The sequence below is a fragment of the Nocardia anaemiae NBRC 100462 genome, from assembly GCF_001612725.1.
In the GTDB taxonomy this organism is placed as follows: domain Bacteria; phylum Actinomycetota; class Actinomycetes; order Mycobacteriales; family Mycobacteriaceae; genus Nocardia; species Nocardia anaemiae.
In genome coordinates this window covers 34,231-48,416 of sequence record NZ_BDAZ01000045.1, presented here as the reverse complement: position 1 = coordinate 48,416, position 14,186 = coordinate 34,231, and the positions used below count along the sequence as shown (strand labels likewise).

Sequence of the window (14,186 nt, the reverse complement as noted above, 5' to 3'; positions counted from 1 at the left end):
GCCCGGTATGGTCACCCGTTCTCGACAGAAATAAGAACCTGTTCTAGTCTCAGAGGCAAATGAGTACCGGTTACCAATCCGACCAGGCAGGAGCGGCTCCCGCGATGACGCAAGAAGTGACCGAACGGGTCGAAGCACTGTTGCCGACACTGCGCGAGCGCGCGCAGGAGGCCGAGGACCTGCGGCGCATCCCCGACGAATCGATGAAGGCCCTGCAGGAGACCGGCTTCTTCCGCCTGCTGCAGCCCAAGCAGTGGGGTGGCCACGCGGCCGATCCGGTCGTGTTCTACGACACGGTTCGCAAGCTCGCCAGCGCATGCGGCTCCACCGGCTGGGTGGCGGGCATCGTCGGCGTGCACAATTGGCACCTCGCGCTGTTCGACCAGCAGGCGCAGGAGGATGTGTGGGGCGAGGACAACGAGGTCCGGATCTCCTCGTCGTACGCTCCGATGGGCGCGGGCACGGTCGTCGACGGCGGCTATATCGTCAAGGGCGCGTGGGCCTGGTCGTCGGGCTCGGATCACGCCACCTGGGCGGTGCTCGGCGGTCCGGTGATCAAGGACGGCAAGCCGGTCGACTTCGGCAGCTTCCTGATCCCCCGCAGCGACTACCGCATCGATGATGTGTGGAATGTGGTCGGCCTGCGCGGCACCGGCTCCAATACCGTTGTGGTGGAGGATGTTTTCGTGCCGAAGCATCGGTTCCTCAGCTTCCGCGCGATGAGCGAGCTGAAATCCCCCGGCCTGGCCCAGAACACCGATCCGGTGTACAAGATGCCTTGGGGCACGATCCATCCCACCACCATCTCCACGCCGATCGTCGGCATGGCTTACGGCGCGTACGCCGCCCATGTCGAGCACCAGGGCAAGCGGGTGCGCGCGGCCTACGCCGGTGAGAAGGCCAAGGACGATCCGTTCACCAAGGTGCGCGTCGCCGAGGCCTCCAGCGATATCGATGCGGCCTGGCGTCAGCTGTCGGGCAATGTCGCCGACGAATACGCACTGCTGGTGGCGGGCAAGGAGATTCCGTTCGACCTGCGGGTGCGGGCCCGCCGCGACCAGGTGCGCGCGACCGGCCGGGCGATCGCATCCATCGATAAGCTCTTCGAGGCCTCCGGCGCCACCGCGCTCGCGAACGGCACTCCGCTGCAACGCTTCTGGCGTGACGCGCACGCCGGTCGGGTGCACGCGGCCAATGATCCCGAGCGCGCCTATGTCATGTACGGCACGCACGAATTCGGGCTTCCGGTTACCGACGGCATGGTCTAGCTGTGACAGCGACTACCGAACTCACCTACCAATCGACCTCGCGATACGCGCAGGTGCGGCCCGATCTGCGCCTGCACTATCACGAGGCCGGAGTGGGCAACGGCCCGACGATCGTGCTGCTGCACGGCGGCGGGCCCGGCGCCTCCTCGTGGTCCAACTTCGCCCGCAATATCCCGGTGCTGGCGCGCGAGTTCCACGTGCTCGCCGTGGATCAGCCGGGCTTCGGACTCTCGGATAAGCCGACCGAGCATCCGCAGTACTTCGTGCACAGCGCCTCGGCGCTGAAGGATCTGCTCGATGCGCTCGAGATCACCGGACGCGTGCACCTGCTGGGCAATTCGCTCGGCGGGGGTACCGCGGTGCGATTCGCGCTGGACTACCCGGATCGGGCGGGCAAGCTGGTGCTGATGGGTCCGGGCGGGTTGAGCGTCAACCTGTTCGCCCCGGATCCGACCGAGGGCGTGAAGAACCTCGCGAAGTTCAATTACGAGCCGACCAGGGAAAACCTGGAGGCATTCCTGCGGATCATGGTCTTCGATCAGTCGCTGATCACCGACGAGCTGATCGATGAGCGCTTCGCCTCGGCGAGTACGCCCGAGGCGCTGGCCGCGACCAGGGCGATGGGCAAGTCCTTCGCCGGAGCCGATTTCGAGCAGGGCATGATCTGGCGCGATGCCTATAAGCTGCGCCAGCCGGTGCTGCTCATCTGGGGCCGGGAAGATCGGGTGAATCCACTCGACGGCGCGCTGGTCGCGACGAAGATGATTCCACGGGTGCAGCTGCACGTCTTCGGCGGTTGCGGGCACTGGGCCCAGCTGGAGAAGTTCGACGAATTCAACCGGCTGGCAACGGATTTCCTTGCCGGTGTGAAGGAGAAGTGATGGGCATTCGATCACTGGCGTATCTGCGCATCGAGGCCACCGATATGGCGGCCTGGCGTGAATACGGCCTCAAGGTGCTCGGCATGGTCGAGGGCAAGGGCAGCAATCCCGAGGCGCTGTATCTGCGCATGGACGATTTCCCGGCTCGACTCGTCATCTCGCCGGGTGAGAAGGATCAGCTGCAGGTCTCCGGCTGGGAGACGGCCAATGCCGCTGAGCTGCAAGACATTCGGGACCGGCTGGATGCGGCTGGAGTGCCGTTCAAGGAAGGCACCGCACAGGAGAAGGCCGATCGACGGGTCTACGAGCTGATCTCGTTCGAGGATCCCTCGGGCAACACCCTGGAGGCGTTTCACGGTGCGGCGCTGGAACACCGGCGCGTGGTCAGCCCCTACGGACACCGATTCGTCACGGGCGAACAAGGGCTCGGCCATGTGGTGCTCAGCACCTCCGACGATGCGGCCGCGCTGACCTTCTACCGCGACGTACTCGGCTTCCGGCTGCGCGATTCGATGCGGCTGCCACCGCAGATGGTCGGGCGGCCCGCCGACGGTGAACCGGCCTGGCTGCGCTTCTTCGGCTGCAACCCGCGCCATCACTCGCTGGCCTTCCTGCCCATGCCGACCCCGAGCGGCATCGTGCACCTGATGCTCGAGGTGGAGGGTTCCGACGATGTCGGGCTCTGCCTGGATCGCGCACTGCGCAAGAAGGTGAAGATGTCGGCGACGCTGGGTCGGCACGTCAACGACAAGATGCTGTCCTTCTATATGAAGACACCGGGCGGCTTCGACGTCGAATTCGGTTGTGAAGGTTTGGAAGTCGACGACGAGGACTGGATCGCGCGCGAGTCCACCGCGGTCAGCCTGTGGGGTCACGACTTCACGGTCGGACAGCGGCAGCAGTAGCGATGCGTGACAGGGCGAGCGGGGAGACGATGACGACCGACGAATATCCGGCGATCGACGGACGACAGTTCCGAAATGTATTGGGGCAGTTCTGCACCGGGATCACGGTGATCACCACCTTCGATGCCGACGCCCCGATCGGGTTCGCCTGCCAATCCTTCGCCGCCCTGTCCCTCGACCCGCCGCTCGTGCTGTTCTGCCCGACCAAGACCTCCCGGTCCTGGGCGGCCATCGAACAGTCCGGCGGCTTCTGTGTGAATGTCCTTGCCGAGGAACAGCAGCAACTGTGTGCCCGCTTCGGTTCCCGCGAACCGGATAAGTTCGCCGAAACCAAATGGCACACTTCGGAACTGGAGCTCCCGCTCCTGGACGACGCGTTGGCTACCATCCAGTGCAAGGTGGACAGCGTCGTCGACGGCGGCGATCACTACATCGTGATCGGCCGAGTGCTGGCCCTGTCGGAGTCGACCAGCTCCGGCAGGCCGCTGCTGTTCTATCGCGGCCAGTACACCGCCATCGAGCCGGATAAGACCGTACCGGCCCCCTGGCGGCACGACCTGGAGCATTTCCTCACCACGACGACGCTGGACACCTGGCTCTGAAAATATGGCCCCGCCCGGAATCACCTGGGCGGGGCCATATTTCACTCCGCAGGACGCGTGCTGCGGAAGGTGAGGGCGACGACGAAGGTCAGCGCGGCGATGACCACGGCACCCGCGAAGGCGGCCGTGATGCCGCTGACCAGGGCGTGGTGTGCCGAACCTCCGGCATCGCGGGCGGCGGTGCCGAAGATGGTAACCAGAATGGCGAGGCCGAGGGAGGCGCCGGTCTGCTGCAGGGTCTGCAGTGCGCCACCAGCGGCACCGGCCTCGGTCGGCGCAACGCTCGACATGATGATCACATTGAGCGGTGAAAAGGCGAGGCCGATACCGCCTCCCATCAGGATCATGGCGATGAACAGCATCGGGAAATAGGCGGTGTCGACCGTCAGTCGGGTCAGCAGCACCAGACCGGCCGCCATCAGCAGCGTGCCGATTACCGTCACCGGCTTCGGACCGAAGCGCGGCAGCAGGCGCGGGATCAGCCGGATCATGGTGAACATCAGCAGCGCGGTCGGCAAGAAGGCGAAACCTGTTGCCAGCGCACTCAATCCGCGCACTTCCTGCAGGTACTGGGTGAGGAAGAAGAACATCGACATACCGGCCATCGGGCCGAGGAACATATTGGCGTAGGCCGCGGCGCGGTTGCGATCGACGAACAGCCGCAGCGGCAGCAGGGGCTGGGCCGTGCGTGCCTCGATGGTCAGGAAGGCGGCGATCAATACCGCGCCGACAGCGAGCCAGATATCGGTGCCCGCATCGCTCCAGCCGTGTGATGCGGCGCTGATGAAGCCGTACACCAGCGCGGCGACACCGCCGGTCGCGGTCACCGCACCAGGCAGGTCGAGGCGGGCGGGCTGACGTGCGGCATCCGGCAGATAGCGCAGCGCGAGGACGACCACGGCCAGGCCGAAGGGCACATTGATGAACAGCGCGGAGCGCCAGCTCAGCCATTCGGTCAGCAGGCCGCCGACGATGAGACCGATCGCGAAGCCCGCACTGGACATGCCGGAGAACAGCGCGAGCACCCGCATCCGGGCCTTGGGTTCGCTGAATGTGGTGGTCAGCAGCGCGAGAGTGCTGGGACCGGCCATGGCACCGCCGATGCCCTGCACAACTCGGGCGATGAGCAGCCAGGTGGCCGACGGCGCCAGCCCGCCCGCCAGCGAGGCCAGCGTGAACAGTGCCGTACCGGCGATGAAGAGGTTGCGACGGCCGAACAGATCGCCCGCGCGGCCGCCGAGCAGCAGCAGACCGCCGAAGACCAGGGTGTAGGCGTTCATCACCCAGGCCAGGTTGGTCGCGCTGAAGTGCAGATCGGTGCGGATGCGCGGCAGCGCGACATTCATCACGGTGATGTCGAGGATGATCATCAATTGGCAGGTCAGCAGCGTGACCAGCACAATGCCGGATCGCAGCCGACCGGCGCTGGAGATTGCGGGCACACGAGTGTCCGCGGACATGGTGGTGGACAAAGAACGCTCCATCGAGTGGGACTCAAACGGAGGGAGCCTCCGCTTCCGATAGAGCTATCATATGGAGGGTTCCTCCAGTTACGCAAGCCTATCTGGAGGGTCCTTCCGTTTTCCAGTGGAGGGAACATGACAGCACCGTCAACCGGACGGCCGATGCGCGCGGACGCCCGGCGCAACTACGAGCGGATCGTGACATCCGCTCGGGAGGCATTCGCCGAAGAAGGTCCGGATTCCGCACTGGAAGAGATCGCCCGCCGCGCCGGAGTCGGCATCGGCACGCTCTATCGGCACTTCCCGAGCCGCGAGGTGCTGGTTGAGGCGGTATACCGTTCCAACATTGAACAATTGAGCGCCCGCGCTCACCAGCTGCTCGAAACCCATTCGGCCGCCGAGGCATTGGAAACGTGGCTGCGCGAACAGGTGCAGTGGGTGATGAACAACCGCAGCCTCGCGACCACCTTGAAGGCAGGGATGGACAAGGGCTCGCCGACCTTCACCCTGTGTCGATCGTTGATCACCGATGCGGCGGCCGCGCTGCTGCATGCGGCGCAGGATTCGGGCGATATCCGTCGCGACATCGAGCCCCGCGATCTGCTCAGATTCGGCCACGGCATCGGGATCGCCTGCGAAACGGTTCCCGAAGCGGCCCCTCGGATGCTCGATGTGACGCTGGACGGTATGCGCGCGCGCAATTGAGTGGCGGAAAGCCGAGGTGTCGATCCCCATCCCATTCGCATGGGACTAGCCGTTTTCAAGACGGTGACGGACGCCGGTCCGCATGACTTTCCGGGTGCGGAAAGACGAGGGCACGATCCCCAAGGCCGCTGGCCTCGATTCGCTTAGCAAGCGATCCCAGACACCCGTCTGGCCGACTTTCCCGGTGTGCGCCCGGTAGGGATCGAACCTACGACCTTCGGATTAAAAGTCCGCAGCTCTACCAGCTGAGCTACAGGCGCATCGCGACCTCGACGGGAATCGAACCCGCGTCGTTCTGATCGACAATCAGAGTGCTCGACCAACAGAGCACGAGGCCATATACCCGTTGAGAGAATTGAACTCCCATCTCCTCCGTATCAGAGAGGCGCTCTGCACCATTGAGCTAAACGGGCGTGACGCAGATCGGAATCGAACCGACGTGGTCCCTGAATGAAAGTCAGGTTGCCCATACCAACAGAGCAACTGCGCCGAAATGAAGAAGGGCCGCTACCCGGCATTTGCCCGGTGCGGCCCGATGACACGACGTTCATGTCATGGTCCGCAACTCTTATCGGACGAAATACTCTGCGAGAGAGCACTTTCCAAGGCAGCATCGAACAAGCGCTCACGCTCATCGAATTTCGCCTTGGTGGTCATTGCGGGTCCTTCCCTTGAACTTCGGTGCACTCACCGTATGCACCACCGCACCCGATCGCAACCGAATTAAATCGCCAGCGCGGGCCGGAATATGCTGTCGCACAACGAATGGCTACCTCGCATAGGTTGTACCCTCTGCGAAGTAATCGTTGGATATGCGGGAGCCTCGTTACGCATGTGACGCGACCGCGACGACGCGGACGATAGGGGCCGCGAGTCGCGATCGGTGCGCGGCCAGCGGAGCGGAGCGGCGGCGTATCGCAGCTGATACTGGGCGCTATGGGAGCGAGGTGCAGGAGGCGGCATCCGGCAATTCCTCTGCCAGGAAGACGGTTTGGGCCATCATCTTGAAGCCGGACATCTGTTCACGGAAGACCTCGATGGACTCTTCCGGGTGGACCGAGTCGATGACGGCGTGCGGGCCGATGGCATTGAACTGATGGCTCACGCCGCGCGGGATCTGCATATCGACAAAGGAGCAGGGCGGGACGATCAGGTTGTATCTGGTGCGGAGCAGGTCGGGTGGGGTGTCGGGGAGCTCGTCCTCGAATTGCTCGGGCGCGAAGGGCGTGACGCCTTCCACATCGGTTACGCGGAAAGGCGAGAGGCTGCTGACCCGGATGTGGGTGTCCGGACCGGTCATCATGCGAACGAAGCGCAGGCCGGTGTGCAGATGCATGCGCGAGCAGATGCCGCGTTCGGCGGCATTGTAGAAATCCATGATGTAGCGATCGGCGAAGAAGCCGTCGAAGGGCGACTCGATCATGTAGACGTCGCCCTCTTCGAAGGTCTGGGAGCGGATGATGCCATCCGCGTCGGGTGCGGTCGCGACGCGGCTGGCCTTCGCATTCCGGACTATCTGAGCGAAGGCCTGGACGACCACCGCGGCGACCTCCGCCGGGAACTGTGCGACGGGTGTGACGACATTACGGCCCGCGTCGACGAATTCGGCAAGATCGTGGATCTCGTTCTCGTCGTCCGCGTGGTGCTTGATTCGGGGATCGGACATTCGGCTCCTAGGTACTCATGGTCCGACTTCGAAGGACCGCAGCCACAGTTCCAACGACAGCACCAGCCACAACTTGCCGCCCTGCCGCGGCAGCAGCGCACCGTCGCCGCGCAGCCACGAGCGAATGGTGTCCTCGCGGAACAGGCCGCGCGCCCGTGCGGACGAGCCGAGCAGCAGATCGTGTCCGAGCTCGCGCAGCGGCCCAGAGAGCCACTGCTGCACGGGAACTCGCATACCGCTCTTCGGACGGTCCACGATGGTCGCCGGAAGTAGGTCGCGCACAGCCTGTTTGAGTATCCACTTCTCGCTGGTACCCGCCAGCTTGAACCGTCCTGGTACGCGGAAGGCGTGGTCGATGACGGCGCGGTCGAACAGCGGCGCGCGGCCCTCCAAACCGCTTGCGGCGGTGAGACGTTCGACCTTGGTGAGGATATGGTGTGCGCCTTTTGTGCGCAGGTTGGTGTGCAGCAGTTGGTTCAGCAGGCCGGTCATCCGGCCCTGGCGCAGGTAGGGCGAGAGCAGATCGGTCATCGGTGGTGCGTCTGCCAGTGCGGTCAGGACGTCGGGGCTCAGTAGTACCGGCAGGTCGCTGTAGCACTTGCGGTAACTGTCCAGATAGGCCAGCGCTCTGGCGTCCGGAGACGGGTCGTCGCGGGATAATTCGAAGATGAGCATCGGCAGGTTTTTCGGACCGCCGAAAACCGGATCGCCACCCTCGCCATTGAGGACGACCCGAATGCCGTCTGCCGCAACGGCTTCCGCGAGCATCAGATTGGGCACAGTGAGCGGGTCGCCGACCGGGCAGTCCAGCAGCGATACCGTCTCCGCCAGTCGCGACGCGACCGTTTCACCGGGCACGGTGAGCACTCGATGATCGGTATTGCAGTGTGCGGCAACGAGCCCGGAGTACGCGAGTTCATTCGGGGTTGTTCCGCCGAAGCTGATGGAATACGAGCGGACGCGCTGATCGTGCAGTTTCGCGGCGAGGGCGGTGACAAGACTGCTGTCGATGCCGCCGGAGAGCAGCACTGCGACCGGCTCGCCCGCTGGCAGTCGCCTCGCGACCGCGTCCTCGAGCAGCCCGCGGAGTTCGAGTGCGTGCTCGGCGGCCGATCGGGCATCCTCGACTTCGATTGGCTCCCAGTAGGTTTCCTCGGTCATCGAACCATCGCCGTGCAGGCGAACACAGCGTCCCGGCAGGACCTCGTGGACGCCGCGCAGCAGGGTCTCGCGGCCCGGCAGGTAGGCGAAGGTGAGGAAGGAGCGAACCGCGGGTAGATGCAGGCCCGTCCGCAGCGTGGGCCATCGGTGCAATGCGCGAAGCGAGGTGGACGCGGCCCAGCCATTGGCTGCGCGGGCGTGGAAGAGCGTGCGGGTGCCGACGTGATCGCGGATCAAAACCAGATCGTCGCCGTCCGCGATGGCGAGTGCGAACATGCCGTCGGCGGCGGCGATTCCGTCGAGTCCGAAGCGGGCGTAGCAGTGCAAAAGCAGTTCACCGTCCGCGCAGTTCGGCCGCACGTCCGCGCCGAGTCGGGCACGCAGCCGGGCCGCGTTGAACAGCGTGACCTCACCGACGGCCGTCAGCTCACCAACGGTGAACGGACCTGCCGCAATGCCCGGCCCATCGAGCAAACCGAGCGCGTGACCGGCCAGCACCGAAACCGGTTTGCCGCCAACCGCTCGCACTTGACCGGCCGGATCGTCCGGAGTCGAGAATGCACACCAACGAGACATCGTTTCCCTCAGCCGAAATCGCCGCCGTCGTCCCCGCCGTCATCGTCCCAACCGCCGTAATCGCTGTCCCCGTCGCCGGAACCGGACGACTGCGCTGCCGCCTGTCGGCGCAACTCCTCCTCTTCCTCGGCGGTCAGCGAAGTCGGCGGCATGATCAACGCGCCGAGCAGCGCACCGCCCGCCACCGCGGCCAGAATGCCGCCGAGCCGACCACCGAACGAGGAGCGATTGACGGTCAATACCCCGTCACCCCACAGCGTCCGCCCGAACCCCGCCTCCCTGCCGTAGACGACGGATCCGTTGTGGTACACGCGCTTGACGATCTTCGGCCCGAGCCCCTCATCGGTCCCCGAATTCCCCCGATCATCGCGCCAGGACACCACCCCCTGCGCACCGCGCGTCCGCCACTCCTGCCGCCCATCGGCATACCGCCGATGCACAGACTCGTCAGCAAGCAATTCATCGGTATACGTGATCTGCCGATGCTCCGGCACAACAATTCCCTTTCATGCAGCAGGCCAAGTCGACATGCCCGCATTCCGAGCACAGCACAGTTCGATCGAATCTTCGCGTCGAGGCCCTCGCGCGGCACGCGGCGCAAACCAAACTGCGCGCAATACGGAACGGGCCGCAACGCACCCAGTCCCGTGCTGCGACCATTCGGCAGCCAGATCCTCGAGAGCGGGTGGCATTGCGAGGGGCTGCGGCATGATGCTGAGGGACCTCATGCGGTGGGCCAGGTCATGAAGCCCGTGGTTCGGGCGCGGCGCAGTTCGGGCAGGGCCGTTCGGGGTGGGTGAATGTCGCGGACGAGGCGGTGCACGGTGCGCAGTAGCGATGCCGGGCGCACAGCTTCGACCTCGACGAACCGGCCGTGGTGTAGCCATGCGCGTTCCCATGAGTCCAGTTGCGTTGCCCGGGTACTCGGCTCGAGGGCGTACAAACCTGCGCGCTCCCCCGAATCCATGCGCGCGGCCCCAGCGCGCGGCTCATCGCGCTCGCGCGGATCCACCTGCGCCGCGAGGGAAGTCGGTATCGGGGCGCGGAGGTGGGGGAGGTGGAGGGTGGCCACTTGGCGTGGACGTAGGCCCAAGGGGACTACTCGTAGCTTCTCCGGGATTTCGGTGAGGTCGGTGAGCCGGGCTGGGAAGGTGAGGCCGTGGGGGCTGGCGTCGTGCAGGAGGTAGATGGTGCCGTCGGCTCGGGTGAGCATTTGGGCGATGCCGGGGTCGAGCGGGAGTTCGGACGCGCTGAGTACGGGGCAGGCGGATTCCATGGGTAATCCGTTGGCGCGCAGCATTTGTGCGATCGCGTCGGACTCGCAGACGAGTAGGCGGGGTAAGCCGTAGTCGAAGAGGTCGGGTTCGGGGGTGTGGAGTCCGGCGCGGGTGGTGCGGGGCGGGGTGGGGATAAGTAGGCCCGGGAACTCCAGGCGGTCGAGGGCGGCGCGGAAGGTGGCGTAGCTCAGTGGTGCCGGGACCGTGAAGGTGAACCGGCGCGGCGCTCGATGCATCGGCGTGAGCAGGCGGCAGAGCTCGTAGTAGAGCTGGCGCTCGGTGAATCGGATGCCGCTCGGGGCGGCGGCGCGGTCGACGGCGACGCGTAGTAGCCGATCGAGCATGTGCTGCTTCACCGGCTCGGCCACGTGAGGAAACCTATCTCGCGGGCGCGGCGGCGATCCGGATCGGCCGCATCCGCTATCCGCTCGACCGCTCGCTCCAGCACCGTGAGCAGCTTCGCGGGTGGGATCGCGGCGATCGGCGACCACCACCCCTCGGCGAGCCACTGGATCTCCGCCGCCGACAACGGTTCCCCATGCAGAAATGCGGTGTCCTGCGGCAGTGGCCGCGGGTCCCGCAACCGCAGCGCCGACGCATTGCCCAGTACCGCCCGCGGCGACAGGCCGACCACCACGGCCCTGGCCCCGAGTGCGACGCGGGCCTTCCCCGCCATCGCGATCCCCGGCATGCTGGCATCGTGCAGCACGATCACTGGCACATCCGACGGCAGCCGGTCGATGCGGTCGGACAACGCCATGGACCAGGTCTGCGACACATTGTTGGCGGCAAGGCAGGCGAGCACACTGCGATCCGGGCACAACACCGCGAATCGTGGCCGCTGCACCGCCGGTGGTTTCACCAGATCTTCATCGACCGCGCTGGGCGGCAGCGCACCGTAAATCGATGTCCACCGACCGATTACATCCCGACGAAAGGTGCTGTACAACACCGGCATCGGTACTGTGGCCCGGCGCAGGAACCAGGGCCGTGCCGCTCCCATCGCGAAAATGGCCAGCACCAAAACCGGCACGCCGAGCGGAATCACCGCAGCGGCCGGTGCCGCACCGCTCACCATCAGGAGAATGGCGATAGCCACGACGGCCACGCCGACTCCGATACGCGCTCTTTTGAACCCGCGCTCCACATCCGGAATCTTCTTGCGCCCGGCCGCGTACCACAGCTGTAACAGCGTGTACCGCAGCCCACGTCCGTCACCGAGCCGCTCGGCCAGCTTGCGCACCCGAATATCGTGCAGCCCGAGCGGACTTTCCTTCGGTTCGAGTGCGAACTCCCGCCTACACGTCGAACAGCGCCGACCGCCGCGCTGTTTGCGCAACAGATTCGCATTGCAATGCGGACAGATCACAATTCATGATCGCCGATTCCCCACCCCTCCGGAACCCCGAATTCGAATGTTCACCTGCCGCATATCCAGTGGGTACCGCGCACAAGGTAGAACCTGTGCGAGGCACTCACCGGATATGCGACAGCGCACTCACCGCCATGCCGAGCGTTCGACTGTGTTCTGAGCCGCGACTGTTCACCGCGAGCGTTGGTGCCGAACGGAGGCCCCATCGTCACTGAGCACTTCACCGCGCTCTGAGGCTGGCGCATGTCCAATGGGCATCGCGCACAAGGTAGAACCTGTGCGAGGTACCCACTGGATATGCGACAGCGCATTCGACCCAAAGTGGTCGCGGCCTTTTCGGCACCGGATCAAGCCGATACGGACGCCTCGCGCTGGAGTTCGAGTGCGATATCGATCAACTGGTCCTCCTGGCCGCCGACCAACTTGCGCTTGCCCGCGCGCACCAGCATTTCGGCCGCCGAGACCCCATAGCGTTCGGCCTGACGCTCGGCATGCTTGAGGAAGCTGGAGTACACACCCGCGTACCCCATCATCAGTGCCTGTCGGTCCAGCAGGCATTCCTGCGGCATGACGGGCCGTACCACGTCCTCGGCGGCATCGGCGATCGCGAAGAAATCGATACCGGTCTTGATACCGAGCTTGTCGCAGACACCGATGAACGCCTCGACGGGCGTATTACCCGCACCCGCGCCGAATCGCCTTGCGCTGCCGTCGATTTGCTTCGCACCGGCACGAACGGCGTAGACCGAGTTGGCGACCGCCAGGTCCAGGTTCTCGTGCCCGTGGAAGCCGACTTGGGCGTCATCACCGAGTTCGGCGACCAGCGCCGCCACCCGGTCCGAAACCTGTTCGAGCACAAGCGCACCCGCGGAGTCCACCACGTAGACGCACTGGCATCCGGCATCGGCCATGATGCGCGCCTGCTTGGCCAGCGCCTCCGGCGGCTGGGTGTGCGACATCATCAGAAAGCCGACGGTTTCCAGCCCCAGCTCCCGTGCCAGACCGAAGTGCTGGATCGATACGTCCGCCTCGGTGCAGTGCGTGGCGATGCGGCAGATCGACGCACCGTTGTCCTGGGAGATCTTGATGTCCTCCTTGACACCCACGCCCGGCAGCATGAGCACCGCGATCTTGGCCTGCTTCGCCGTCTCCGCGGCGATCTTGACCAGCTCCTGCTCGGGAGTGTGCGAGAAGCCGTAATTGAACGACGAGCCGCCGAGGCCGTCGCCGTGCGTCACCTCGATGACCGGCACACCGGCGCCGTCGAGCGCGGTCACGATATTGCGCACATCGTCGGCGGTGAACTGGTGGCGCTTGTGATGCGAGCCGTCACGCAGCGACGTGTCGGTGACGCGGATGTCGAGTTCTGCGGAATATGCCATGGTTGAGCTCCTTTACACCCGGGCCGACAGAATCTGCTGTGCCATGACCTCGCCGACCTGGGTGGCGGCCGCGGTCATGATGTCGAGGTTGCCCGCGTACGGCGGCAGGAAATCGCCCGCGCCTTCGACCTCGACGAAGACCGAAACCTTCGCCATCCCACCGGAAACCACCGACGGCGGGTCGAATTGCGGGTCGTTCAGCAGCCGGTAGCCGGGCACGTACTTCTGGATATCGGCGACCATCCGGTGGATGGAATCGGCGATCGCATCGGTATCGGCATCCTCGGGAATCGCGCAGAAGATGGTGTCGCGCATGATCATCGGCGGTTCGGCCGGGTTCAGAATGATGATGGCCTTGCCGCGCTGCGCGCCGCCGATGGTTTCCACACCACGCGAGGTGGTCTTGGTGAATTCATCGATATTGGCGCGGGTGCCCGGTCCGGCGGACACCGACGATACCGAGGCGACGATTTCGGCGTAGGCCACCGGCACCACCCGCGATACCGCCGCGACGATCGGAATGGTGGCCTGACCACCGCAGGTGATCATATTGACATTCGGCGCATCGAGATTCGCCCCGACCAGATTCACCGGCGGCACCACGGCGGGCCCGACTGCGGCGGGGGTGAGATCGACCGCGCGAATTCCGGCCTCGGCGTACTTCGGCGCGGCCGCCCGATGCACATATGCCGAGGTCGCCTCGAATACCAGATCCGGCAATTCCGACTGCGCGAGCAACCAGTCCACGCCCTCGTGCGAGGTTTCCAGCCCGAGCCCGCGGGCGCGCTTCAAACCCTCGCTCTCCGGGTCGATTCCGATCATCCACTTCGGTTGCACCGTGGTCGAGCGCAGCAGTTTGTACAGCAGATCGGTGCTGATATTGCCGGATCCGACGATCGCGGCGGTGACGGTCCCCGTTTCGGACACG

13 protein-coding genes and 5 tRNA genes are annotated in these 14,186 nt (G+C 65.2%); 5 read left to right on the top strand and 13 right to left on the bottom strand.

The features are described from left to right. Positions 1–104: 104 nt before the first annotated feature. Genes hsaA through hsaB form a run of 4 tightly spaced genes read left to right on the top strand, consistent with a single transcriptional unit; the run spans position 105 to position 3,656 of the window. Positions 105–1,268: a 3-hydroxy-9,10-secoandrosta-1,3,5(10)-triene-9,17-dione monooxygenase oxygenase subunit gene (hsaA, locus tag NA5_RS24795; protein ID WP_062990275.1), complete on the top strand. Its 1,164-nt coding sequence runs from the start codon at positions 105–107 to the stop codon at positions 1,266–1,268. A 2-nt stretch (positions 1,269–1,270) separates the two neighbouring features. Beyond that, a complete protein-coding gene (gene hsaD / locus NA5_RS24790; protein WP_062990091.1) occupies positions 1,271–2,149 on the top strand; it encodes a 4,5:9,10-diseco-3-hydroxy-5,9,17-trioxoandrosta-1(10),2-diene-4-oate hydrolase in 879 nt (292 codons plus the stop codon). Beyond that, positions 2,149–3,054, top strand: a complete 906-nt coding sequence (gene hsaC, locus NA5_RS24785) for an iron-dependent extradiol dioxygenase HsaC (RefSeq protein WP_062990089.1) — start codon at positions 2,149–2,151, stop codon at positions 3,052–3,054. Before hsaD ends, hsaC begins: the two co-directional genes overlap by 1 nt. A 29-nt stretch (positions 3,055–3,083) precedes the next feature. After that, positions 3,084–3,656 carry a 3-hydroxy-9,10-secoandrosta-1,3,5(10)-triene-9,17-dione monooxygenase reductase subunit gene (gene hsaB / locus NA5_RS24780; protein ID WP_062990273.1) on the top strand — a complete coding sequence of 191 codons (573 nt, stop codon included), beginning with the start codon at positions 3,084–3,086 and terminating at the stop codon, positions 3,654–3,656. Between the two features lie 41 nt (positions 3,657–3,697). On the opposite strand, the gene NA5_RS24775 is transcribed toward hsaB, so the two are convergent. Next, positions 3,698–5,128 carry an MFS transporter gene (locus NA5_RS24775; RefSeq protein ID WP_245672379.1) on the bottom strand — a complete coding sequence of 477 codons (1,431 nt, stop codon included), beginning with the start codon at positions 5,126–5,128 and terminating at the stop codon, positions 3,698–3,700. 126 nt (positions 5,129–5,254) lie between these two features. On the opposite strand from NA5_RS24775, the gene NA5_RS24770 reads away from it, so the two are divergent. Beyond that, positions 5,255–5,824, top strand: a complete 570-nt coding sequence (locus NA5_RS24770; protein WP_062990087.1) for a TetR/AcrR family transcriptional regulator — start codon at positions 5,255–5,257, stop codon at positions 5,822–5,824. Between the two features lies 1 nt (position 5,825). Here the strand turns inward: NA5_RS24770 and NA5_RS40620 are convergent. The 12 genes from NA5_RS40620 to NA5_RS24715 all read right to left on the bottom strand — a co-directional run bounded on the left by NA5_RS40620 (position 5,826) and on the right by NA5_RS24715 (position 14,185). Further along, a tRNA-OTHER gene (locus tag NA5_RS40620) sits at positions 5,826–5,916 on the bottom strand. A 95-nt stretch (positions 5,917–6,011) separates the two neighbouring features. Beyond that, positions 6,012–6,084, bottom strand: a tRNA-Lys gene (locus NA5_RS24765). Positions 6,085–6,088: 4 nt separating this feature from the next. Then, positions 6,089–6,161 (bottom strand) — tRNA-Asp (locus tag NA5_RS24760). A gap of 3 nt (positions 6,162–6,164) precedes the next feature. Next, a tRNA-Ile gene (locus tag NA5_RS24755) sits at positions 6,165–6,237 on the bottom strand. A 1-nt stretch (position 6,238) separates the two neighbouring features. Beyond that, a tRNA-Glu gene (locus NA5_RS24750) sits at positions 6,239–6,314 on the bottom strand. A gap of 444 nt (positions 6,315–6,758) precedes the next feature. Next, entirely contained in the window at positions 6,759–7,490 is a 732-nt protein-coding gene (locus NA5_RS24745; protein WP_062990085.1) for a hypothetical protein, read from the bottom strand. A gap of 15 nt (positions 7,491–7,505) precedes the next feature. Further along, positions 7,506–9,179 (bottom strand): asparagine synthetase B family protein, encoded by a 1,674-nt coding sequence (locus NA5_RS24740; protein WP_245672378.1) that lies wholly within the window; start codon positions 9,177–9,179, stop codon positions 7,506–7,508. 56 nt (positions 9,180–9,235) lie between these two features. Continuing rightward, positions 9,236–9,721 (bottom strand): hypothetical protein, encoded by a 486-nt coding sequence (locus NA5_RS24735; protein WP_062990081.1) that lies wholly within the window; start codon positions 9,719–9,721, stop codon positions 9,236–9,238. 230 nt (positions 9,722–9,951) lie between these two features. After that, positions 9,952–10,872: a hypothetical protein gene (locus tag NA5_RS24730; protein WP_245672377.1), complete on the bottom strand. Its 921-nt coding sequence runs from the start codon at positions 10,870–10,872 to the stop codon at positions 9,952–9,954. After that, positions 10,857–11,747: a hypothetical protein gene (locus tag NA5_RS24725; RefSeq protein WP_157110617.1), complete on the bottom strand. Its 891-nt coding sequence runs from the start codon at positions 11,745–11,747 to the stop codon at positions 10,857–10,859. Before NA5_RS24725 ends, NA5_RS24730 begins: the two co-directional genes overlap by 16 nt. A 476-nt stretch (positions 11,748–12,223) precedes the next feature. Continuing rightward, positions 12,224–13,258, bottom strand: coding sequence for a 4-hydroxy-2-oxovalerate aldolase (dmpG, locus tag NA5_RS24720; protein WP_062990077.1), 1,035 nt, complete (start codon positions 13,256–13,258; stop codon positions 12,224–12,226). A gap of 12 nt (positions 13,259–13,270) precedes the next feature. After that, positions 13,271–14,185, bottom strand: coding sequence for an acetaldehyde dehydrogenase (acetylating) (locus NA5_RS24715; RefSeq protein ID WP_062990075.1), 915 nt, complete (start codon positions 14,183–14,185; stop codon positions 13,271–13,273). Position 14,186 lies beyond the last annotated feature (1 nt).